The organism is Novosphingobium olei, assembly GCF_012927405.1.
GTDB classification, from domain to species: Bacteria; Pseudomonadota; Alphaproteobacteria; order Sphingomonadales; family Sphingomonadaceae; genus Novosphingobium; species Novosphingobium olei.
Genome location: NZ_JABBGM010000003.1, coordinates 16,421 through 37,647, shown reverse-complemented (window position 1 = coordinate 37,647; position 21,227 = coordinate 16,421). Strand labels below are relative to the sequence as shown.

The following is a 21,227-nucleotide window of genomic DNA, read 5'->3' as shown; positions in this document are numbered from 1 at the left end:
TCTGGCCTATCCGACAAGCGCCGCTAGTCTCCCCGCTCCAATGGGGGGCTTCATGACCGTTACATCGCGTTTCGCGTTTCTTGCTGCAGTTTCTTCGCTGGCTTGCCTTGTGCAGCCGGCGCTTGCCGACACTGTTCCGACCGACGAACTTGCCGCGCGCTTTGGCGCGCTGGAGGAGGTCGCCTCGATGAGCCTTTCGCCCGACGGCCGGCACATTGCCTACGTCGCGCCCAACGGCGGCGGCGGCGAAGTGGTGTTCGTGGCCGACATGGTGGCCGGCGGCACGCCCAAGGCGGTGTTGACCAGCAATGCCAGCGGGACGAAGCTGGTCGATTGCAGCTGGCCGACCGACACGCGCCTGATCTGCACGATCGTACTGTCCACCCGAAGCGCGGGCGACGTGATGACCGCCAGCCGCCAGCTGACGCTGAACGCCGATGGCAGCGACATGAAGGTGCTGACGCGCCAGACCAACAGCCGCTCGCTGCGTCCCGCGCTGTTCGGCGGCAGCGTGATCGACTGGAACGGGACCAAGCCCGGGACAGTGCTGATGCTGCGCGACTATGTGCCCGAATCCGATCTCAACACCCATCTCGCCTCGTCGCTGTCGGGCTTGGGGGTCGAGGAAGTCGACGTCGTCAGCCTGCAGCGCCATCCGGTCGAACAGCCGCGCAAGGACGCCACCGATTTCTTCACTGACGGGCATGGCAAGATCCGGATCGTCGGCACGTCCCCGCGCACCGGTTATGGCTACCAGAGCGGCGTCGTCAGCTATTCCTATCGCTTGAAGGGCGATGGCGGCTGGCACGATCTGGGCAAGATCGATTACAGCGACGGCGGCCACGTGCGAGGGTTCGAGCCGGTCGCGGTCGATTCTGCGCAGGACGTCGTCTATGGTTTCGACGATGCCGGCGGGCGCAAGGCGCTGTACCGCATCCGGCTCGACGGTTCGCTGACGCGCGAGCTGGTGCTGTCGCGGCCCGATGTCGATGTCGACGAGCTCATCACGATCGGCCGCAACCGCCGCGTTGTGGGCACGAGCTACGCCACCGATCGCCGGCTGGTCGAATACTTCGATCCGTCGCTGCGTTCGCTGGCCGGCGCGCTGAGCCAGGCGCTGCCGACGAAGCCACAGATCAGCATCCTCGATGCCAGCGCCGATGAATCGCGCCTGCTGATGTTCGCAGGGCGCGATAGTGACGCCGGAACGTTCTACCTGTTCGACAAGGCCACCTCGAAGCTGGAGGAAGTGCTGTCGCTGCGCCCGCAGCTCGCGCCGGTGAAACTGGCCGAAATGAAGGCGGTCAGCTTCCCGGCTGCAGACGGTACGATGATCCCGGCTTACCTCACGCTGCCGGTGGGCTCGAACGGCAGGAACCTGCCCGCGATCGTCATGCCGCACGGTGGCCCCGCCTCGCGCGATGAATGGGGTTTCGACTGGCTGGTGCAGTTTTTTGCCGCGCGCGGCTATGCCGTGCTTCAGCCGAATTATCGCGGGTCCGCCGGGTATGGCAACGACTGGTACAAGGAAAACGGCTTCAAGTCCTGGCGCACCGCAATCGGCGATATCGACGACGCCGGACGCTGGCTCGAAGCGCAGGGCATCGCCGGCAAGGGCAAGCTCGCAATCTTCGGTTGGTCCTATGGCGGCTATGCCGCGCTGCAATCGGGCGTGCTCGATCCGGGGCTGTTCAAGGCAATCGTGGCGGTGGCGCCCGTGACCGATCTCAACAAGTTGCGCGCCGACCGGCTCTACTGGAGCGATTACGGCATCGTCGACAAGATGATCGGCACGGGGGACCACGTGAAGGCCGGTTCGCCGAGCGAAAATGCCGCCGCGATTACGGTGCCGGTGCGGCTGTATCACGGCACGTTCGACAGCAATGTCGACATCGGCCAGTCGCGCCTGATGGCGGACCGGCTCAAGGCGGCGGGCAGGGACGTGTCGCTGGTCGAATTCCCGGGCCTTTCCCACAGCCTGGTCAACGCCGCGGCGCGCACACAACTCCTGTCGGAAAGCGATGCGCTGTTCCGCAAGGCACTGGGGCTCTAGGGTCGCTGGGCGAGCAGGGCTAACCCGATGAGGATGACAGTCCGGCATCGCTGGCGCTGGGTCATCCTGGCGGCTGCCTTGCTCGCCGTTGCCTGCGGGGGTGTGTTCGGCAAGACTTATCCGGCCTATCGCTACCGCGTGACGGTGGAGGTGGAAACACCGCAGGGCCTGCGGCGCGGATCGAGCGTGATCGAGGTGCAGACGACGGCGGGCGGGCCGTATAGCATCTCAGGCGGAGGGGGCGGCGGAATCGCCACGCGGGTAACCGGCGAAGCGGCTGCGATCGATCTGCCCAACGGTGAGACGCTGTTTGCCTTGCTGCGAACTCACGGATCGCCGGAACTGCCCGAAAATCTTTACGCGTTGCAGATCCCTTACCCAACCAAGGCGGAAGTAGAAGCGCGCACTGGCAAGGGCAAATGGAGCTCGTCTACCGCGTTCGACATCTGGATGGAGCGGGTTAGAACGTCACGCGGGATATTCACGGTCCCCCGCTGGCGCACGGACGCTCTTGCTGGCGCTAGTGGATGGCCGATGCTGGTTCGGTTCGGGGATACCGGCGATCCCGGTTCGGTCGAAGAAATAAATCCTAACGACCTCAGATCCACATTCGGAAGAGGTTACGCGATAAAGCGCGTTCTGGTCGGAAAAACAAATGACCCGATAGCTTTTAAGCTAGAAGCTCGCTTGCCATGGCTTCCTCACACGAAAGGTTCGCTTGTCGAGCAACCACGACGAGCGGATGGTTCGCTAGTTCCGCTCGGGGAAGCTGGACTGGCCGTGATCCTCAATTACAGGGCCTTTCGTCGAGACGATAAATAACCCGCCATTGACGATGTTTGCTGACAAGGCGTGTACCTTCAAGCCGCGATGACCTGCGGCTCCACCGGCTCCAGCACCTGGGTTTCCAGGCGCGTGCCGGGGTACTGGTAGAACTCGCCCGATCGCGGTTCGAGGAAGCCGGCGCCGATGGCGTAGGCCTGTTCCTGCGCGGTTCGCAGGTCCTGATACCATTTGCCGGTGCGGTGAGCGGTCACGAAACGATAGAGCGTGTTCATGCCCCATCAATCGTTCGAAGGGGCCTGCGGTTCCGCTGCCTGCCGCTGAAAAAGTGCAGCACGAAGGTGCAGCAAAACATTCTTTCCAAACGGAAAAAGGCGGGACATCCGTCCCGCCTTCTTGCCGCGTTCCAGTGCTGGAGCGATCCCGATCAGCGCGAGTAGAACTCGACGACCAGGTTCGGTTCCATCTTAACCGGATAGGGCACTTCGTCGAGCGTCGGAACGCGGACGAAGGTCACCTTGTCGGTGCCGTCCTGGGCAACGTAGTCGGGCACTTCGCGCTCGGGCAGGGTCAGCGCTTCGGCGATCAGGGCCATTTCCTTGGCCTTCTTGCCGAGGCTGATCACGTCGCCGGGGCGAACGCGACGCGAAGCGATGTTGCACTTCACGCCGTTGACGAAGATGTGGCCGTGCGAAACGATCTGGCGGGCCGAGAACACCGTCGGGGCGAACTTGGCGCGGTACACGACCATGTCGAGGCGCTGTTCGAGCAGACCGATCAGGTTCTGGCCGGTGTCACCCTTCATGCTCGCCGCTTCCTGGTAGGTGCGCTTGAACTGCTTTTCGGTGACGTCGCCGTAGTAGCCCTTGAGCTTCTGCTTGGCGCGCAGCTGGATGCCGAAGTCAGAGACCTTGCTCTTGCGGCGCTGGCCATGCTGGCCCGGGCCGTACGAGCGGCGGTTCACCGACGACTTGGGACGACCCCAGATGTTTTCGCCAAGGCGGCGGTCGATCTTGTGCTTAGAAGCATGACGCTTGGACATGCGCTTTCCTTTCCAATCTGCTTGCCCGCGGCAGGATTGCCACGGACGGGTTCGCTTCCGGAGCGCACCATCCGGCCTGTTGCCGGATGCGGCCGCCGCTTCACCGGAAATGCGGGGCCAATAGGACGAATTCGACGAAAGAGGCTTCCGTCGGGTCCAAGTGAAGCGCGGCCCTTACAGGCTTGGCCGCACGAGTCAAGCCGAAGCGTCGCCTTCCTCTTTCGGGCCGGGACGGCGGCGCAGGATCGACAGCACGCCACGGAAGGTGCGCACTTCCAGATGATTCCAGCCGGCCTTGGTCAGCAGCGTGCGCAGCGTGCGGCGGGTGACCGCGGCGCGGATCGCCGGCTCGAAATAGCCGCGCGGCTCCAGCATGTCGCACAGCTGCTCGAACATGCCCTCGAACTCCTCCTGCGGGGCAGGGGGCAGGATATCCTCGACCGTCGGCTGCACCAGATCGAGGTGCTTGGAATATTCATAGGCGCACAGGATCACCGCCTGCGCCAGGTTGAGCGAGCCGAATTCGGGATTGATCGGCGCGGTGACGATGGCGCGGGCCAGCGCCACGTCGTCGGTCTCGAGCCCCGAGCGTTCGGGCCCGAACACCAGCGCGCTGCGACCCGGCGCGACGACGATGTCTTTCGCCGCCTGTTCGGGCGTCAGCACCGGCTTGGTCACGCCCCGCTTGCGCACGGTGGTGGCATAGACGTGGGAACAATCGGCCACCGCTTCGGCCAGCGTGTCGTAGACCTGCGCCTTTTCCAGCACCACGTCCGCGCCCGAGGCGGCGGGGCCGGCCGAAGGGTTGGGCCAGCCATCGCGCGGGGCGACGAGGCGCATCTCGTCCAGCCCGAAGTTGAGCATGGCGCGCGCGGCCTTGCCGATGTTCTCGCCCAGTTGCGGACGCACCAGCACGATTACCGGTTTGCGGGTTTCGGCTTCGGAAGTCATTGGCCGCGGCGGCTCATTTCGGCGACGCTGCTGGCGAATTCCTCGAAATCGCGCGCTTCTGAAAAGTCGCGATAGACGCTGGCGAAGCGGATGTAGGCGACGCTGTCGAGTTGGCGCAAACCTTCCATCACCATCTCGCCGATCTCGCGCGAGCTGACCTCGTTTTCGCCCAGCGTCTCGATCTGGCGCTGGATGCCCGAGACGAGCTGGTCGAGCCGTTCCTGCGCCACGGGCCGCTTGCGGCTGGCGAGCGCGACCGACTGTTCGATCTTCGCGCGGTCGAAGGGTTCGCGGCGGTCGTTGCTCTTGACCACGGTGACCTCGCGCAGTTGCACGCGTTCGAACGTGGTGAAGCGCGCGCCGCACCCTTCACACTGACGGCGCCGGCGGATCGAGGTATTGTCCTCGCTCGGCCGGCTATCCTTCACCTGGCTGTTGTCATGGGCACAGAACGGGCAACGCATGCGTGTGGGTCAGTTCTTGATCCGCTGCCAGAACGCGATGCCGGCGCCGATCAGCAGGCCGGCCGGAAGCGAAACGACCGGCAGCAACGCGCCCGCCACCGCGCCGATGCCGGCGCCGACCAGCACGGGCTTGGTCGAAGGGTGGTCCATGCCTTGCCGGGCCATGCCCGAGATTTCGGTCTTGGCGCGGGTGGCGAGATCGTCGTTGCTGCTCATCGGGTCAAAGCTCCGGGTAAATCGGGAAGCGGGCGCACAGCGCCTCAACCTGATCGCGCACGCGCTGCTCGACCTGGCCATCGCCATCATCGCCGTTGCGGGCCATGCCGTCCACGACTTCGGCAATCAGCTTGCCGATGGTGCGGAACTCGTCCTCGCGGAAACCGCGGGTGGTGCCCGCCGGCGTGCCGAGGCGAATGCCCGAGGTGACGAAGGGCGAGCGCTTGTCGAACGGGATGCCGTTCTTGTTGCAGGTGAGCCAAGCGCGATCGAGGCCCTTTTCCGCCGCCTTGCCGGTGACGTCCTTGGCAGTGAGGTCGACGAGCATCAGGTGGTTGTCGGTGCCGCCCGAAACGACGCCGAGCCCGGCATCGACCAGCGAGGCGGCAAGGGCGCGGGCGTTGGCGACGATCTGCGCGGCATAAGCCTTGAATTCAGGCCGCAGCGCTTCGCCGAAGGCCACTGCCTTGGCCGCGATAACGTGGACCAGCGGGCCGCCCTGCAGGCCGGGGAAGACCGCGGTGTTGAACTTCTTGGCGAGATCCTCGTCGTTGGTCAGGATCACGCCCGAGCGCGGCCCGCGCAAGCTCTTGTGCGTGGTGGTGGTGACGACGTGGGCGTGCGGGAAGGGCGAGGGGTGCGCGCCACCGGCAACGAGGCCCGAGAAGTGCGACATGTCGACCAGCAGCCACGCGCCGACTTCATCGGCGATTTCGCGGAAGCGCTGGAAGTCCCAAACGCGCGAGTAGGCGGTGCCGCCGGCGATGATCAGCTTGGGCTTGGCTTCGCGGGCGATGCGGGCAACCTCGTCCATGTCGATGAGGTGGTCGTCCTCGCGCACGCCGTAGGGCACGGGGTGGAACCACTTGCCGCTCATGTTCACCGGGCTGCCGTGGGTGAGGTGGCCGCCCGAGTTGAGGTCGAGACCCATGAAGGTGTCGCCGGGCTGAAGCAGGGCGAGGAACACCGCCTGGTTCATCTGGCTGCCCGAGTTGGGCTGGACGTTGGCGAAGTTGCAGCCGAACAGCTTCTTGGCGCGCTCGATGGCGAGGTTTTCGACCACGTCGGCATATTCGCAGCCGCCGTAGTAGCGCTTGCCGGGATAGCCTTCGGCATACTTGTTGGTGAAGACCGAACCGGTCGCTTCGAGCACGGCGAGCGAGGTGATGTTCTCGGACGCGATCAGCTCGATCTTGTTCTGCTGGCGCTTCAGTTCGCCTTCGATCGCGGCGAAGACTTCGGCGTCGGCGGACGCGAGGTGCTCGGTGAAGAAGCCGGGCTTGCGGATGTCGGGAGCGGTAGAGGCCATGGGTCCGGTCTCCTGTGTCAGAACGAAGGGTTGGAAAGCTTTTCGACGCGGCCGGCGTGGCGGCCTCCGCCGAAATCGGTCGAAAGGAAGGCGTCGAGGCAGGCCTTGGCCATGTCCTCGCCCGTCAGGCGCGCGCCCATCGCGATGACGTTGGCATCGTTGTGTTCGCGGGCGAGGGCAGCCGAAAGCGGTTCGGAGACGAGTGCGCAGCGGCAGGCCGGGTTGCGGTTGACCGCAATCGAGATGCCGATGCCCGAACCGCAGAGTGCGACGCCGCGATCGACGATCCCTTCTTCCACCACCGAGGCCAGCTTGTAGCCATAGTCGGGATAATCGACACGGTCGGCCGTTTCGGGGCCGAGGTCGGCGACTTCGTGGCCAAGGCCGATCAGGTATTCGCGCAAGGCGGCCTTCAGATCGACGGCGGCATGGTCGGAAGCAATGGCGATGCGCATGGGGTGCGGTCTGGCCCTTGGCAAAGTTGACGGAGGAATCGCGGCCCCCCTTAGGCCTGCTTGGGGCCAAGCGCCACCCGAAAAGGGCCCGTGCCCCGGCGCTGCACCGGAGGGAATGTCGCTGTGCGCGAAGTCCCTGCCGAGGGGGCTGTACGAGACCCAAGTTGACGAAGTTGACAGACTACAAAGGGAGAGTGCGCAAGCGTGCCGGGGCTGAGGGCGTGCGGAGCCCTGCAGGCCCGTCGGGCTGGGAGGCTACCGGGCAAGGTGCTGATTTACAGTGCTTTCAAGGATCGAGAGTGCGTGGCCTTACCGGCATTGGCGACTGTAGGACAGACGGCGGGCGGCGGTTGCCGGCGGGCAGGCAAGGTTGCGTATGCAATATAGCGTGTCAACTTGGCGGGAAGAGGGTAAAGAGGGGAGGGGGATCCCGGATTAAGTCCGGGGTGAAGATGGGGTGATGGCCTCATTTCATCCTTGCCCCTTGTTGGGCCCATACGAAAAAGGCCCCGACGATCCCGTCGAGGCCTTTCCCGGTCGTCCCGGACGGACCGACCATGATGCTTTCCATACGCTCTGACCCATCAACGGGTGGCGCCGTGCGCCGTTCCTCGGCTCGTCTTGGGCATGGCCCGTTCCGTGGAAGAGCCGCGCCGCTTGTCCGATCAGGACGACCCGGCCGGCTTGGGAGGATGCTACATGAAGTAGGCGGTAAGCTCGGCGACCAGTTCGCGCTGCATCTTTTCGACCAGCGGCTGGAGTTCGCGCAGGTAGGCCTTGTTGACCTCCGCAAAGGCGGGATCGGCGATGATCGCGCTGCTGCGCAGGAAGTAATGCTGGCCGACCGGCGTTTTGGCGAAGACGAGGATCTGGTCGAGTTCGGCCTGGCTGAATTCGCGGGCATAGCCTTGCGCATAGGCGTCCATGAACGGGGGGATGTGCTGGACCATCACCGCCTTGCCTTGAGGAATGAAGCTGTCGAGCTTGCGTTCGACCATGCCCTTGGCGACGGGATCGTTGTTGAGCGAGGGCATCATCGCCGAGCGCATCTGGCCGGTCATGGTATCGACCACACCGGAAAACATCTCGATCCGCTTGTCTTCGGGAAAGCCGACGCGGATGATTTCGCGCGCGGTGGCCAACGCCCTGGCATCGAGCGCGGCCGTGGCGGGAGTGGCCGGCGCGGCGGCCGGTGCGGGCTGGGCCGCAGTGGCCGCAGCCGGCGCGAGGGCGGCAAGGGCCGCCGACATCATGAGCAACATCGGGCGGCCCTTCTTGTTCTGGCGCTTACTGATCGAGGAACGAGCGCATCTTGCGGCTGCGGCTCGGGTGCTTGAGCTTGCGCAGCGCCTTGGCCTCGATCTGGCGGATGCGTTCACGGGTGACCGAGAACTGCTGGCCGACTTCCTCGAGCGTGTGGTCGGTGTTCATGCCGATGCCGAAACGCATGCGCAGCACGCGTTCTTCGCGCGGGGTGAGGCTGGCAAGGACGCGGGTGACCGTTTCCTTGAGGTTCGCCTGGATCGCCGCGTCGACCGGGATGATCGCGTTCTTGTCCTCGATGAAGTCGCCCAGGTGCGAATCTTCCTCGTCGCCGATCGGCGTTTCGAGGGAGATCGGTTCCTTGGCGATCTTCATCACCTTGCGCACCTTTTCGAGCGGCATCGACAGACGCTCGGCCATTTCCTCGGGCGTGGGCTCGCGGCCCTGCTCGTGCAGGAACTGGCGGCTGGTGCGGACCAGCTTGTTGATCGTTTCGATCATGTGGACCGGGATGCGGATGGTGCGCGCCTGGTCGGCGATCGAACGGGTGATCGCCTGGCGGATCCACCACGTGGCATAAGTGCTGAACTTGTAACCGCGGCGGTATTCGAACTTGTCGACCGCCTTCATCAGGCCGATGTTGCCTTCCTGGATCAGGTCGAGGAACTGCAGGCCGCGGTTGGTGTACTTCTTGGCGATCGAGATCACGAGGCGCAGGTTGGCCTCGACCATTTCCTTCTTGGCGATGCGCGCCTCGCGCTCGCCCTTCTGGACCATGTTCACGATGCGGCGGAATTCACCGAGCGACATGCCGGTGGCGCTGGCGATGTCGGAAATCTCTGCACGAATGCGTTCGACCGCGCTCGCTTCGTTGGCGGCGAAGGCGGCCCACTTCTTGTCGCGCTTGGCGTGCTGCTGCAGCCAGCCTTCGTCGAGCTCGTGCCCGACGTAAAGGTCGAGGAAGTCCTTGCGCGAAACCTTGTGGCGTTCGGCAAGGCGCAGCATCTGGCCGCCAAGCGTCGTCAGGCGACGGTTGAAGGCATAGAGGTTGTCGACCAGGTATTCGATCTTGGTCGCGTGGAACTGCACGGATTCGACCTGCGCGGTGAGCTCTTCGCGCAGCTTGTGATACTGTGCTTCCTTGGCTGCCGGGAAGGCATTGCCAAGACCCAGCGCATCGAGCCGTTCCGCCTGCAGCTTTTCGAAGGCGCGGAACAGGCCGGTGATCTCGGCAAACTTTTCGAGGGCGGCAGGCTTCAGCTGCGCTTCCATCTGGGCGAGGCTGAGAGTGTTGTCCTCTTCCTCTTCCTCGGCCGGACGCGCGCGGCGTTCGCGCAGCTCATCGTCCTCGTCGTCGGCGGATTCCTCCTCCTCGACGTCCTCTTCTTCCTTGAAGGTGGGGCCGGCAGTGGCTTCACTGATCTCGCCGTCGGCTTCCTCGCCATCTTCGGAGAGGTTTTCGGGCTGCGGCTCCTTCGACAGCATCGCGTCGAGATCGAGGATCTCGCGCAGCTGCATCTCGCCCGCGTTGAGCGCTTCGGACCACTGGATGATCGCGTGGAAGGTGATCGGGCTTTCGCACAGGCCCATGATCATGGTGTCGCGGCCCGCTTCGATGCGCTTGGCGATGGCGATTTCGCCTTCGCGGCTGAGCAGTTCGACCGCGCCCATTTCGCGCAGGTACATGCGCACCGGATCGTCGGTGCGCTCGACGGTTTCCTTGCGCTTGACGATATCGGGGCGATCGTCGACCGCTTCGCTCTCGTCGATCTCTTCGTCCTGTGCCTTGTCTTCAGGATCGACGGCATCTTCGTCGCTCTCGACGATATTGACGCCCATTTCCGAGATCGCGGCCATGATGTCCTCGATCTGCTCGGAAGACATCTGGTCCTGCGGCAGGGCCTCGTTCAGTTCGTCATAGGTGATGATGCCGCGACGCTTTGCGCGTGCGATCAGCTTCTTGATCGAAGCATCGTTGAGGTCGATCAGCGGGGCATCGCCGCTATCGGTCTTTTCGTTCGAAGCCATTGAAACCCGGTACCACCTGTCATCCGCCGGCCTGCTGGGGGCCGGAGCGCGTGCATCATATAATTATAACGAAAGCCGAGCACGGCCCATCTGCCCCAAACGGGCAAGCAACGCCAGCCTTCGTTGCAGCAAACGCTGCTGTTCGGCAAAACTTTCGTCGGAAAACTCCGCCTCGTGGCGCCGGTTTGCGTCGACCAGCGCCGTTTCGACGGCCGGCAACTCGACCAGCAGGGCGATTGCTTCGGCGAGTTCGTCGCGCGCCGAATCGCTTGCCGGGTTCAGGAAGCCGAATCGCATTCCGGCGTAGTCCGCCGCTTGCGGGACCTTCAGCCCTCGCTCCGCCAATATGGTGGCGAGCCGTTGCGTTTCAACCGTTTGGCCCGAGTCGGCCATGAGCAGCAGCGCATCGAGCAGCGCGGCCTGGTCTGGCTGCTGGGGATGGAGCCGGGCAAGGGCCTCGCACTGCGGCGCGATCAGCGAAGGGTGCGCGACAAGGCCGGCGAGCACGGCGGCCATCAGCGCATCGTTGGTGCCGACGTTGCGCAGGCGAGCGGCGTCCTGCGGATCGAGCGGGGGCGGGGCAGGCTTCCACGGCTGGCCACTTCTCTGCTGGGCGCCGCGCTGTGGCTGCTTCGATCGCGGCTGGAACGGCGCGCGTTCGGGCCGGGCATAGGCGAGATCGCCGAAGCGGCGGGTGAGGTCGCTGCGATAGAGCGCCTTGATATCGGGATGGGCGATGGTGTCGCAATGGGCGAGCAGGCGCGCCTTGAGGCCGGCCTTGTCCTCGGGCGTGGCGAGCGGGGCGGCGTCGCGCTCGGCTTCCCACAGCACATCGACGAGGCTGCGCGCTTCGCCCAGCAGGGTTTCCATCGCCTGCGGGCCCTGCTTCTTCACGACGTCGTCCGGGTCCATGCCCTGCGGTAGGGTGACGATGCGCAGCGAGTGCCCGGGCTGGAGCATCGGCAGGGCGCGCACCACCGCGCGCATCGCGGCGCGCTGGCCGGCGGCATCGCCATCGAAGCATAGCGTCGGCCGCTCAGTCACGCGCCAGAGCCGTTCGAGCTGGTGTTCGGTCAGCGCGGTGCCCAGGGGCGCGACCGCTTCGGCAATGCCGGCGGCGGCGAGCGCGACCACGTCCATGTAGCCTTCGACAACGACGATCCGCCCCGACTGGCGCGCGGCAGGGCCTGCGCGGTGCAGGTTGTAGACGGTGCGCCCCTTGTCGAACAGCGGCGTGTCCGGCGAGTTCAGGTACTTGGGCGCATCGGTCTTCTCGGGCGAGAGGATTCGGCCGCCGAACGCGATGACGCGGCCGCGCGCATCGAGGATGGGCAGCATCAGCCGGTCGCGGAAGCGGTCGTAGGGATCCTTGCCTTCGACCACGATCCTGAGGCCCGCCTCGATCAGCATGTCCTCGGGGAAAGCGGAGAGCGCGGCCTTCATTCCTTGGCGGTCATTGGGGGCATAGCCAAAGCCGAATTCGCGCACGATGCCTTCGGGAAACCCGCGCGAGGCCAGATAGGCACGCGCCGCTGCGCCGCCGGGACCTTTAAGCGATTCGCGAAAGTACTCCTGCGCTGCGGCCATGACGTCGTGCAGCGACTTCTGCTGCTCCGCACGCCTTGCCGCGCGCGGATCGGGAGCGGGGACTTCCATGCCCGCCTGCAGCGCCAGTTCCTTGACCGCGTCCATGAAGGGCAGGCCCTGGTGGTCGGTCATCCAGCGGATCACATCGCCATGCGCGCCGCAGCCGAAGCAGTGGTAGAAGCCCTTTTCGTCGTTGATGGTGAAGCTGGGCGTCTTTTCGTTGTGGAACGGACAGCACGCCTTGAATTCCCGCCCCGCCTTCTGGACGCGCACCGACCGCCCGATCAGCCCCGAAAGCGAGACCCGGGCGCGCAATTCGTCCAGCCATTGGGGGGAGAGGCTCATGGCTTGTACATGCGTTCGTGGCGGGCCTTTGTGAAACGTGTCTCGACTACGCTCGACACGAACGGGGTGGGGGCATTTTGAAGGGAGCGCCAATCTACCCGTTCGTGTCGAGCGAAGTCGAGACACGTTCGCGCGGTGGTTTGGCGAAGTGCGAAATCCGCGCCCAATCAGCCGCGATCAGCGCTTCCTTCTTGGCACGCGACCATTTGCCGACCCGGACTTCGCACGAAAGCGCTTCGTAGCGGGTGGGAAAAGCTTCAGACCACACGAGGGTCACGGGGCGGCCCGGCGTGGTGAAGGCGCAGAAGCCACCTTGCGCATGTTCAGCCATGCGCCGTTCGAGGTCTTCGGTGTGGCCTGTGTAATACTTTCCATCGGCACAGCGCAGAATGTACGTCCAGAAGGCCATGGGATCACATTGCGGGGTGTCTCGACTTCGCTCGACACGAACAGGAAGGGGGGGTGCGGTAAGAGATGTAAGACTAGGCTGATCTCCATTCGTGTCGAGCGTCGTCGCGGCAAGGGCTTTCCTTTCCGCGCGAAGATCACCCCGCCAGCGCGGCCTTTACCAGCCCGCTGGCCTTGCCCATGTCGAGCTGGCTGCCGTGCTTCGCCTTCAGAGCGGCGACGACGCGCCCCATGTCCTTCATGCCGGCAGCGCCGGTTTCGGCGATGATCGCGGCGATTGCGGCGCGGGTGTCTTCCTCGGAGAGCTGCTGGGGCAGGAATTCCTCGATCACGGCGAGTTCGCCCTTTTCGACGTCGGCGAGTTCCTGGCGGCCGCCCTGTTCGTAGAGCGCAATCGATTCGCGGCGCTGCTTGGCCATCTTCTGCAGCACGTCGACCACCAGCGTATCGTCGTCGGGCACGTTGGCGGCGGTGCGCAGTTCGATATCCTTGTCCTTGAGCTTGGCAAGGATCAGGCGGACGGCGGCGAGGCGGGGCTTGTCGCCGGCCTTCATTGCCGAAACCTGCGCGGCCTTGATGGTGTCGCGGATCATCTTCGATTCCTGTGGATGTGGGTTCGCGTGGAACGCGGATGGCCCCATCTAGGGGAAACTTTCTGCCTTCGCTAGGTTGACGCTGGGACGCCGCAGGTCTAGCGGGCGAGCCTTAGCGACATCGCCAGACCCCTTGCCAACGGAGCGCCCCCAATCATGGCCGACCCCGCACTTTCGCACGCGCCCAAACCAGATGGTGCGACGCCAAAAGGTGCGACCGGAGTTCTCGTTCTTGCGGATGGATCGGTTTCGTGGGGACGCGGCTTCGGTGCCGTCGGCTCCTCGGTGGGCGAGGTGTGCTTCAACACCGCGATGACCGGATACCAGGAAGTGATGACCGATCCTTCCTATGCCGCGCAGATCGTGACCTTCACGTTCCCGCACATCGGCAACGTCGGCGTGAATTCCGAGGACATCGAAAGCGCGGGCGTGCCCGGCGCGATCGGCTGCGTGGTGCGCGAGGACGTGACCGACCCCGCCAACTTCCGCGCCACCGGCACGTTCCAGCGCTGGCTGGAAGTGCAGGGCAAGATCGGCCTTGCCGGGATCGACACCCGCGCGCTGACCCGCCGCATCCGCATGTCCGGCGCGCCCAACGCGGTGATCGCGCACGATCCCGAAGGCAATTTCGACATCGAGGCGCTGGTCGAGCGCGCGCGTTCGTGGCCGGGCCTCGAAGGCATGGACCTTGCCATCAAGGTCACGCGCGAGGCGAAGGAAGAGTGGGAAGGCTCGATCTGGAAGCTGGGCGAGGGCTATACCAAGCCCGAAGGCACCGGGCGCCCGCACGTCGTCGCCATCGACTATGGCGCGAAGGACAACATCTTCCGCAACCTGGTGAAGGCCGGGGCCGACGTTACCGTCGTGCCGGCGGAGACCAGCGTGGACAAGATCCTCGAACTGAAGCCCGCCGGCGTGTTCCTGTCGAACGGTCCGGGCGATCCGGCGGCGACCGGCGCCTATGCCGTGCCGGTGATCCAGAAGCTGCTCGAAATGGACATGCCGATCTTCGGCATCTGCCTTGGCCACCAGATGCTGGCGCTCGCCGCCGGCGCCCGCACCACCAAGATGCACCAAGGCCACCGCGGCGCGAACCACCCGGTCAAGCGGATCGAGGACGGCGTGGTCGAGATCACCTCGATGAACCACGGCTTCGCGGTCGACAACGCCCCCGGCGCGCTGGGTGAGAACGTGGTCGAGACGCACGTGTCGCTGTTCGACGGCTCGAACTGCGGCATCGCGGTAAAGGGCAAGCGCGCGTTCGGGGTGCAGTATCACCCCGAGGCGAGCCCGGGGCCGCAGGACAGTTTCTACTTGTTCGAGAAGTTTGTCGCGTCGCTCGGTTGAGCGGCTCATTTGAGATATTCCTGCCCGGCACGACATTCATCGTGATCCGGGTGTCGAGACACGAGAGCGAAAATGCCCAAACGCACTGACATCTCCTCGATCCTGATCATCGGCGCCGGGCCGATCATCATTGGCCAGGCTTGCGAGTTCGACTATTCGGGCACGCAGGCGGTGAAGGCGCTCAAGGAAGAGGGCTATCGCATCATCCTGGTCAACTCGAACCCCGCGACGATCATGACCGATCCGGACATGGCGCACGCGACCTATGTCGAGCCGATCACCCCCGAAGTCGTCGCCAAGATCATCGAGAAGGAGCGCCCTGATGCGCTGCTGCCGACGATGGGCGGGCAGACCGCGCTCAACACCGCGCTGGCGCTGTTCAACGACGGCACGCTCGACAAGTTCGGGGTGCAGATGATCGGTGCGAATGCCGATGCCATCGACAAGGCCGAGGACCGCCAGCGCTTCCGCGAGGCGATGGACAAGATCGGGCTGGAATCGGCGCGTTCGGGCGTGGCCCACACCATCGAGGAAGCCCTCGCCGTGCTGGAACGCACGGGGCTTCCTTCGATCATCCGCCCGAGCTTCACCATGGGCGGCACGGGCGGCGGCATCGCCTACAACAAGGAAGAATTCGTCCAGATCGTGAAGGGCGGGCTCGAAGCCAGTCCCACGACCGAAGTCCTGATCGAGGAATCGCTCCTCGGCTGGAAGGAATACGAGATGGAAGTCGTGCGCGATCGCAACGACAACGCCATCATCATCTGCTCGATCGAGAACGTCGATCCGATGGGCGTCCACACGGGCGATTCCATCACCGTCGCGCCGGCGCTGACGCTGACCGACAAGGAATACCAGATCATGCGCAACGCCAGCATCGCGGTGCTGCGCGAGATCGGCGTGGAGACCGGCGGATCGAACGTGCAGTTCGCGGTCAATCCCGCCGACGGGCGCCTGATCGTGATCGAGATGAACCCGCGCGTGTCGCGCTCGTCGGCGCTGGCGTCGAAGGCGACGGGCTTCCCCATTGCCAAGGTCGCGGCCAAGCTCGCCGTGGGCTACACGCTCGACGAAATCACCAACGACATCACCGGCGCGACGCCGGCCGCGTTCGAGCCGACGATCGACTATGTCGTCACCAAGATCCCGCGCTTCGCCTTTGAAAAGTTCAAGGGCGCCGAGCCGCTGTTGGGCACGGCAATGAAGTCGGTCGGCGAAGTCATGGCGATCGGCCGCAACTTCAAGGAATCGCTGCAGAAGGCGCTGCGTGGCCTCGAAACCGGGCTCGACGGCTTCAACCGCGTGGTTGAGCTGGAAGGCGCCAGCCGCGACGAGATCAAGGCGGCGCTGAGCCGGGCGACGCCCGACCGCCTGCTGATCGTGGGCCAGGCCTTCCGCGAAGGCTTCAGCGTGGAAGACGTCCACGCGATCACCAAGTACGAGCCCTGGTTCCTGCGCCACATCGCCGAGATCATCGCCGAGGAAGCCAACGTCCAGGAAAACGGGCTGCCGGTCGATGCGGCGGGCATGCGCAAGCTGAAGGCGATGGGCTTTTCCGACAAGCGGCTGGCGACGCTGGCCGTGCGCTCGGTGGGCGTGGCCGGCGGCCTTGGCGAAACGCAGGCCAAGCGGTCTGGACTGCTCCACGACACCATTCGCGCGATGGCCGGCGCGACGAGCGAAGCCGAAGTGCGCAAGCTGCGCCACAAGCTGGGCGTGCGTCCGGTGTTCAAGCGCATCGACAGCTGCGCGGCCGAGTTCGAGGCGGTTACGCCGTACATGTACTCGACCTACGAAGGCGCGCTGTTCGGTGAGCCGGAGAACGAGGCGGCGCCGTCCGACCGCAAGAAGATCGTGATCCTGGGCGGCGGTCCGAACCGCATCGGCCAGGGCATCGAGTTCGACTACTGCTGCTGCCATGCATGCTTCGCGCTGGAGGACGCAGGGTTCGAGACCATCATGGTCAACTGCAACCCCGAGACGGTCTCGACCGACTACGACACCTCGGACCGGCTCTATTTCGAGCCGCTGACGGCAGAGGACGTGCTCGAAATCCTCGAGACCGAGAAGTCGAACGGCGAGCTGGTCGGCGTGATCGTGCAGTTTGGCGGGCAGACGCCGCTGAAGCTGGCGCAGGCGCTGCAGGATGCAGGCATCCCGATCCTGGGCACCAGCCCGGATTCGATCGACCTTGCCGAAGACCGCGAACGCTTTGCCGCGCTGGTGGAGAAGCTGGGCCTGCTCCAGCCGGCCAACGGCATCGCCCGCAGCCGGGAGGAAGCGATCGCGGTTGCCAGCCGGATCGGTTACCCGGTGCTGATGCGCCCGAGCTACGTGCTTGGCGGGCGAGCGATGGAAATCGTCGACAGCCAGGCGCAGCTCGAGGACTATATCCAGACCGCGGTGAAGGTTTCGGGCGACAGCCCAGTGCTGATCGACCAGTACCTGCGCGATGCGATCGAGTGCGACGTCGACGCGCTGGCCGATGGCGACCAGGTCACCGTCGCCGGCGTGATGCAGCACATCGAGGAAGCAGGCATCCATTCGGGCGACAGCGCCTGCACGCTGCCGCCCTACAGCCTGCCGGCCGAGATCATCGCCGAGATGGAGCGCCAGGCGGTGCTGCTCGCCAACGGCCTGTCGGTGCGCGGCCTGATGAACATCCAGTTCGCGGTGAAGGACGGCAAGGTCTACCTGATCGAGGTCAACCCGCGCGCCAGCCGCACCGTGCCGTTCGTCGCCAAGGCGGTGGGCCAGCCGATCGCCAAGTTCGCGGCGCGGGTGATGGCGGGTGAAAAGCTCGCCGATCTTCCCGCGATCAAGCGCGACATCGACTACATGGCGGTGAAGGAAGCGGTGTTCCCGTTCGCGCGCTTCCCCGGCGTAGACCCGGTGCTTTCGCCGGAGATGAAGTCGACCGGCGAAGTCATGGGCATCGACAGCAACTTCGCGGTCGCCTTCGCCAAGGCCCAGCTGGGCGCGGGCGTGAAGCTGCCGACGCAGGGCACGCTGTTCGTTTCGGTGAAGGACAGCGACAAGCCGGTGGTGCTGCCGGCGGTGCAGAAGCTGGCAAACCTGGGCTTCAAGATCGTCGCCACGGGCGGCACGGCGGGCTACCTTTCCGAAAACGGCGTGGCGGTGGAACGGGTCAACAAGGTGGCTGAAGGGCGTCCGCATATCGTTGACCGGATCATCGATGGCGAGATCGCGCTGATCTTCAACACCACCGAGGGCTGGCAGAGCCACAAGGATTCGCAATCCATCCGCGGGTCTGCGCTGACGGGCAAGATTTCCTACTTCACCACGGCAGCGGCTTCGGTCGCGGCGGCGGAGGCAATCGAGGCGCTGAAGAGTGCCGACCTTGCGGTCCGTTCCCTGCAGGATTATTATCTCTGAGCTTCCACGGGTCCCCCCGCACGTACCGGATGTGAAGTCCCGGGCCGCATTGTGTGGTCCGGCGGGGAACGGTTTGCCCCGGCCAGCGTAGCGTCTTGAACGCCCGCTTGCGCCAAGGGTTTGAAAGGAAAAGGAATACTGATGGCCAGTATCGAAAAGCTGCCGATGCTCCAGGAAGGCTATGAAAAGCTGACCTCCGAGCTGAAGGCGCTGCGCGAAGAGCGCCCGAAGATCGTTGACGCCATCGAGGAAGCGCGTGCGCATGGCGATCTTTCGGAAAATGCCGAATATCACGCCGCCAAGGAGCGCCAGGGACAGGTCGAGGCGACGATTGCCGACCTGGAGGACAAGATCAGCCGCGCGCAGATCATCGATCCGACCACGCTGTCGGGCGACCGGATCGTGTTCGGAGCGACGGTGACCTTGCTCGACGACGACGACAAGCCGGTGCGCTACCAGATCGTGGGACAGGCCGAAGCTGACGCGAAGCTTGGCAAGATCAGCTACAATTCGCCGCTCGGGCGCGCGCTGATCGGGCGCAAGGTCGAGGACGAGGTCGAAGTGACCGTGCCTTCGGGTGACAAGTTCTACGTTGTCGAGAAGATCGAGTTCATCTGAGCTTCGACTTTCGAATGCGAATGGAAAAGGGCCCCGGAAGCAATCCTTCCGGGGCCCTTTTTATTTCCCGTCGCCAGATCAGGCCTTGGGCAGGTCCGGTTCGAGCAGGCGATGGAGATGCACGATCACGTAGCGCATTTCCGCATCGTCGACCGTACGCTGCGCCGCGCCGCGCCAGGCGTCTTCGGCGCTGGCATAGTCGGGGAAGACGCCGACGACGTCGATGGCCTTGAGATCCACGAATTCGAGGGCCTGCGGGTCCTTGACCCGACCGCCCATCACCAGGTGCAGCTTCTGCATGTCGCGATTGTTCCTTGAGGGGAGGAAGATTCGCCTGCGCCACTGGCAAAAGTGCTGGTCGGTGGCAAGAGCACCGAAAGTCGTAGCGTAAGATTTGTGAAACAAGGAACGCGGGGAGCCGATGCCGCTCCCCGTGTCCGCAAGGGCTGACCGTCGATCAGTGCTTCACGCGATCCTTGAGATCGTTTGCGCGCTTGAGCGCTGCTTCACCCGCATCGCGCAGGGCACCGACGGCGATCTCGGCGAAGTCGGCGGCGCGCTTTTTCGCCTCGCTTGCGCCATCGCCGATCCTGCCGCTGACGCTGCCACCGATATCCTCGAGCTTGTGAACGCCTTCGCGGCCCTTTTCTGCGGCCTTGGTGGCATAGGCGAGGGCGAGTTCGGCGCCGAGCGCGGCGAGGGCCGAGGCGCTCTTGCCCGCCTTCTTCACCGGCTCTTCCTGCGTCTTCGAACCGCGCGGAAGCATGCGCGCGACGATCGCGCCGACGAGGATACCACCGGCAAGCGCGGCGACCGGATGTTCATGGATCACGCCCTTGACGGTCTCGACGCTGGAGCGGGCGACGTCGCGGGCCTTGGCGGCGTCGAGACGATCACGCAGGCGGGACGCGGTTTCTTCGGTCACGGGAGACTCCTGTGTCTGTGTGCGATTGGCCCCGTTCGGAGCGGTTTGGCCCGGTCAACGCCGGTCGACGTAATCGGTAACGGCCTCGGCGACATCCTGTGCCACTTCCGCGATGGGCCGACGGAAGAACCATCCGATCAGCGCCGCGAGGGTCAGGCCGATGACCGCCTTGTTCTCGGTTGCGACATCGCGGGCGTTATCGATGATGTCGACAACCTCGTCCGCCGCCTTGTCCTTGATCCGCTGGCCGATCGAGCGGCTGTCAAGCGCATCGCGCAAGGCTTCGACGTCGGAGCGGACCTGGCTCCATGCCCGTGTGCGCAGTGTGCGCAGCTCGGCGTATTCGCTGGCCGTGGTCATGCCTTGCTCCCGTCCTTGCCGAGGAGGACGTCACGCGCCGCGCGATAGCGCGACACCGCGCTCACGAAGCTACCTATAGTGCCCACCAGCAGCACGGCGGCGACGATCCCCAGCGCACCCCACGGTCCGACCAGCGGCGTGAGGGCGAGAAGAAGGCCGACGACCAAGGCCACCAGAAAGAAGAACGCCAGAAACAGCGTTGCCACCAGAAGGAGTGCGATACCCTTGGCGCGACCGAGCACATATCCGACGCGCGCTTGCTGGAAGGCGATCTCCGCCTCGAACAAGGTCTGACCGTCTTCCAGCAATGCGCGGATGCCATCGCCCAGCGCGAAGTCGCGCGCACCCTTGGGCGCGCCGGCTTCGCTGCCGGGCTGGCCTTCGCTGTCCATCATGCCCGCAGCCCTTTGCCTGCGTGCATCAGGCGTCGGACTTGTCGGAACCGCCGAACAGGCGCGCAAGGGCAAAGCCTGCCACCGCCGCAATGCCCACCGCGATCGCCGGGCTCTTGCGCACGGCTTCCTTCAGGTCTTCGCCCAGCTCGGCGAAGTCCTTGGATTCAAGGCTCGCCGCCGTTTCCTGAACCTTGCGCGCGGCAGTGCGGGCATAGTCGCCATATTGCACGCCAAGCTTTTCATCGATCGTTTCGGCCGTGCCGGAGATGGTCTGGCCAAGCGTCACCAGCGCATCGCTGGCCTTGGTCTTGCCGACCTTGGCGAGTTCAACGCCCTTTTCCTTGGCCTGGGTGGCATAGGCGCCGGCCTGTTCCTGCCAATCGCTGGCGGTGCTGGCGGCCTTTTCCTTGGCATCGGCTGCGCGAGAGGCGGCTTCGTCCTTGAGCGCCGCAGCGCCAGCCTTGGCTTCCTCGATCGCCTTGCCGAAACGGGTCTTGGCGTCGGCCAGGCCTTCCGCTGCACTGGCCTTCACGTCGTTCGCCGTGGCCTTGATATCTTCTGCCGCGTTCTTTGCGCCTTCGGCCGAAAGCACGGGCGTTGAAGTGTCGCTCGAGTTGGTGTCAGCCATGGGTCGGTTCCTCTGATTGATGCGGCCAGTCCCGGACGGGAGAGGGACAATAGACAATTGT

22 protein-coding genes are annotated in these 21,227 nt (G+C 64.8%); 5 read left to right on the top strand and 17 right to left on the bottom strand.

What is annotated here, in order from left to right:
- Positions 1-52: 52 nt before the first annotated feature.
- The gene (locus HHL27_RS07980) at positions 53-2,053 is read left to right on the top strand and encodes an alpha/beta hydrolase family protein (RefSeq protein ID WP_169492882.1); all 2,001 of its coding nucleotides are present in this window, start codon (positions 53-55) and stop codon (positions 2,051-2,053) included.
- A 27-nt stretch (positions 2,054-2,080) separates the two neighbouring features.
- Complete coding sequence (locus HHL27_RS07975; RefSeq protein WP_169492881.1) at positions 2,081-2,875, top strand: hypothetical protein; 795 nt, start codon at positions 2,081-2,083, stop codon at positions 2,873-2,875.
- A gap of 38 nt (positions 2,876-2,913) precedes the next feature.
- Here the strand turns inward: HHL27_RS07975 and HHL27_RS07970 are convergent, their stop codons facing one another.
- From HHL27_RS07970 to HHL27_RS07915, 12 genes are all read right to left on the bottom strand, one after another.
- On the bottom strand, positions 2,914-3,111 hold the full coding sequence (locus tag HHL27_RS07970) for a hypothetical protein (protein WP_169492880.1): 198 nt from the start codon (positions 3,109-3,111) through the stop codon (positions 2,914-2,916).
- Between the two features lie 152 nt (positions 3,112-3,263).
- The gene (gene rpsD / locus HHL27_RS07965; protein WP_169492879.1) at positions 3,264-3,878 is read right to left on the bottom strand and encodes a 30S ribosomal protein S4; all 615 of its coding nucleotides are present in this window, start codon (positions 3,876-3,878) and stop codon (positions 3,264-3,266) included.
- 195 nt (positions 3,879-4,073) lie between these two features.
- The gene (locus tag HHL27_RS07960) at positions 4,074-4,829 is read right to left on the bottom strand and encodes an RNA methyltransferase (RefSeq protein WP_169492878.1); all 756 of its coding nucleotides are present in this window, start codon (positions 4,827-4,829) and stop codon (positions 4,074-4,076) included.
- Positions 4,826-5,293 (bottom strand): transcriptional regulator NrdR, encoded by a 468-nt coding sequence (gene nrdR, locus HHL27_RS07955; protein ID WP_169492877.1) that lies wholly within the window; start codon positions 5,291-5,293, stop codon positions 4,826-4,828. Before nrdR ends, HHL27_RS07960 begins: the two co-directional genes overlap by 4 nt.
- Before the next feature lie 9 nt (positions 5,294-5,302).
- Positions 5,303-5,509 carry a hypothetical protein gene (locus HHL27_RS07950; protein ID WP_169492876.1) on the bottom strand — a complete coding sequence of 69 codons (207 nt, stop codon included), beginning with the start codon at positions 5,507-5,509 and terminating at the stop codon, positions 5,303-5,305.
- 4 nt (positions 5,510-5,513) lie between these two features.
- Positions 5,514-6,818, bottom strand: coding sequence for a serine hydroxymethyltransferase (gene glyA / locus HHL27_RS07945; RefSeq protein ID WP_169492875.1), 1,305 nt, complete (start codon positions 6,816-6,818; stop codon positions 5,514-5,516).
- Positions 6,819-6,835: 17 nt separating this feature from the next.
- A complete protein-coding gene (gene rpiB / locus HHL27_RS07940; protein WP_169492874.1) occupies positions 6,836-7,273 on the bottom strand; it encodes a ribose 5-phosphate isomerase B in 438 nt (145 codons plus the stop codon).
- A 695-nt stretch (positions 7,274-7,968) separates the two neighbouring features.
- Positions 7,969-8,535: a DUF2059 domain-containing protein gene (locus tag HHL27_RS07935; RefSeq protein ID WP_169492873.1), complete on the bottom strand. Its 567-nt coding sequence runs from the start codon at positions 8,533-8,535 to the stop codon at positions 7,969-7,971.
- 25 nt (positions 8,536-8,560) lie between these two features.
- Complete coding sequence (gene rpoD, locus HHL27_RS07930) at positions 8,561-10,564, bottom strand: RNA polymerase sigma factor RpoD (RefSeq protein WP_169492872.1); 2,004 nt, start codon at positions 10,562-10,564, stop codon at positions 8,561-8,563.
- Positions 10,565-10,627: 63 nt separating this feature from the next.
- A complete protein-coding gene (gene dnaG, locus HHL27_RS07925; RefSeq protein WP_169492871.1) occupies positions 10,628-12,496 on the bottom strand; it encodes a DNA primase in 1,869 nt (622 codons plus the stop codon).
- A 94-nt stretch (positions 12,497-12,590) separates the two neighbouring features.
- Complete coding sequence (locus tag HHL27_RS07920; RefSeq protein WP_169492870.1) at positions 12,591-12,905, bottom strand: GIY-YIG nuclease family protein; 315 nt, start codon at positions 12,903-12,905, stop codon at positions 12,591-12,593.
- A 136-nt stretch (positions 12,906-13,041) separates the two neighbouring features.
- Positions 13,042-13,497, bottom strand: a complete 456-nt coding sequence (locus HHL27_RS07915; RefSeq protein ID WP_169492869.1) for a GatB/YqeY domain-containing protein — start codon at positions 13,495-13,497, stop codon at positions 13,042-13,044.
- Positions 13,498-13,653: 156 nt separating this feature from the next.
- Here HHL27_RS07915 and carA point away from each other — a divergent pair, with 156 nt between their 5' ends.
- From carA to greA, 3 genes are all read left to right on the top strand, one after another.
- Complete coding sequence (gene carA, locus HHL27_RS07910) at positions 13,654-14,844, top strand: glutamine-hydrolyzing carbamoyl-phosphate synthase small subunit (protein ID WP_169492868.1); 1,191 nt, start codon at positions 13,654-13,656, stop codon at positions 14,842-14,844.
- Positions 14,845-14,916: 72 nt separating this feature from the next.
- A complete protein-coding gene (gene carB / locus HHL27_RS07905) occupies positions 14,917-18,240 on the top strand; it encodes a carbamoyl-phosphate synthase large subunit (RefSeq protein ID WP_169492867.1) in 3,324 nt (1,107 codons plus the stop codon).
- A gap of 141 nt (positions 18,241-18,381) precedes the next feature.
- On the top strand, positions 18,382-18,858 hold the full coding sequence (gene greA / locus HHL27_RS07900) for a transcription elongation factor GreA (RefSeq protein ID WP_169492866.1): 477 nt from the start codon (positions 18,382-18,384) through the stop codon (positions 18,856-18,858).
- A gap of 78 nt (positions 18,859-18,936) precedes the next feature.
- Here the strand turns inward: greA and HHL27_RS07895 are convergent, their stop codons facing one another.
- From HHL27_RS07895 to HHL27_RS07875, 5 genes are all read right to left on the bottom strand, one after another.
- On the bottom strand, positions 18,937-19,158 hold the full coding sequence (locus HHL27_RS07895) for a DUF4170 domain-containing protein (protein ID WP_169492865.1): 222 nt from the start codon (positions 19,156-19,158) through the stop codon (positions 18,937-18,939).
- Positions 19,159-19,315: 157 nt separating this feature from the next.
- The gene (locus tag HHL27_RS07890) at positions 19,316-19,783 is read right to left on the bottom strand and encodes a hypothetical protein (protein ID WP_169492864.1); all 468 of its coding nucleotides are present in this window, start codon (positions 19,781-19,783) and stop codon (positions 19,316-19,318) included.
- A 54-nt stretch (positions 19,784-19,837) separates the two neighbouring features.
- Positions 19,838-20,143 (bottom strand): hypothetical protein, encoded by a 306-nt coding sequence (locus HHL27_RS07885; RefSeq protein WP_169492863.1) that lies wholly within the window; start codon positions 20,141-20,143, stop codon positions 19,838-19,840.
- On the bottom strand, positions 20,140-20,535 hold the full coding sequence (locus HHL27_RS07880) for a phage holin family protein (protein ID WP_169492862.1): 396 nt from the start codon (positions 20,533-20,535) through the stop codon (positions 20,140-20,142). The genes HHL27_RS07885 and HHL27_RS07880 overlap by 4 nt, the downstream gene beginning before the upstream one ends.
- 28 nt (positions 20,536-20,563) lie before the next feature.
- Positions 20,564-21,166, bottom strand: coding sequence for a hypothetical protein (locus HHL27_RS07875; protein WP_240959583.1), 603 nt, complete (start codon positions 21,164-21,166; stop codon positions 20,564-20,566).
- Positions 21,167-21,227: the final 61 nt, after the last annotated feature.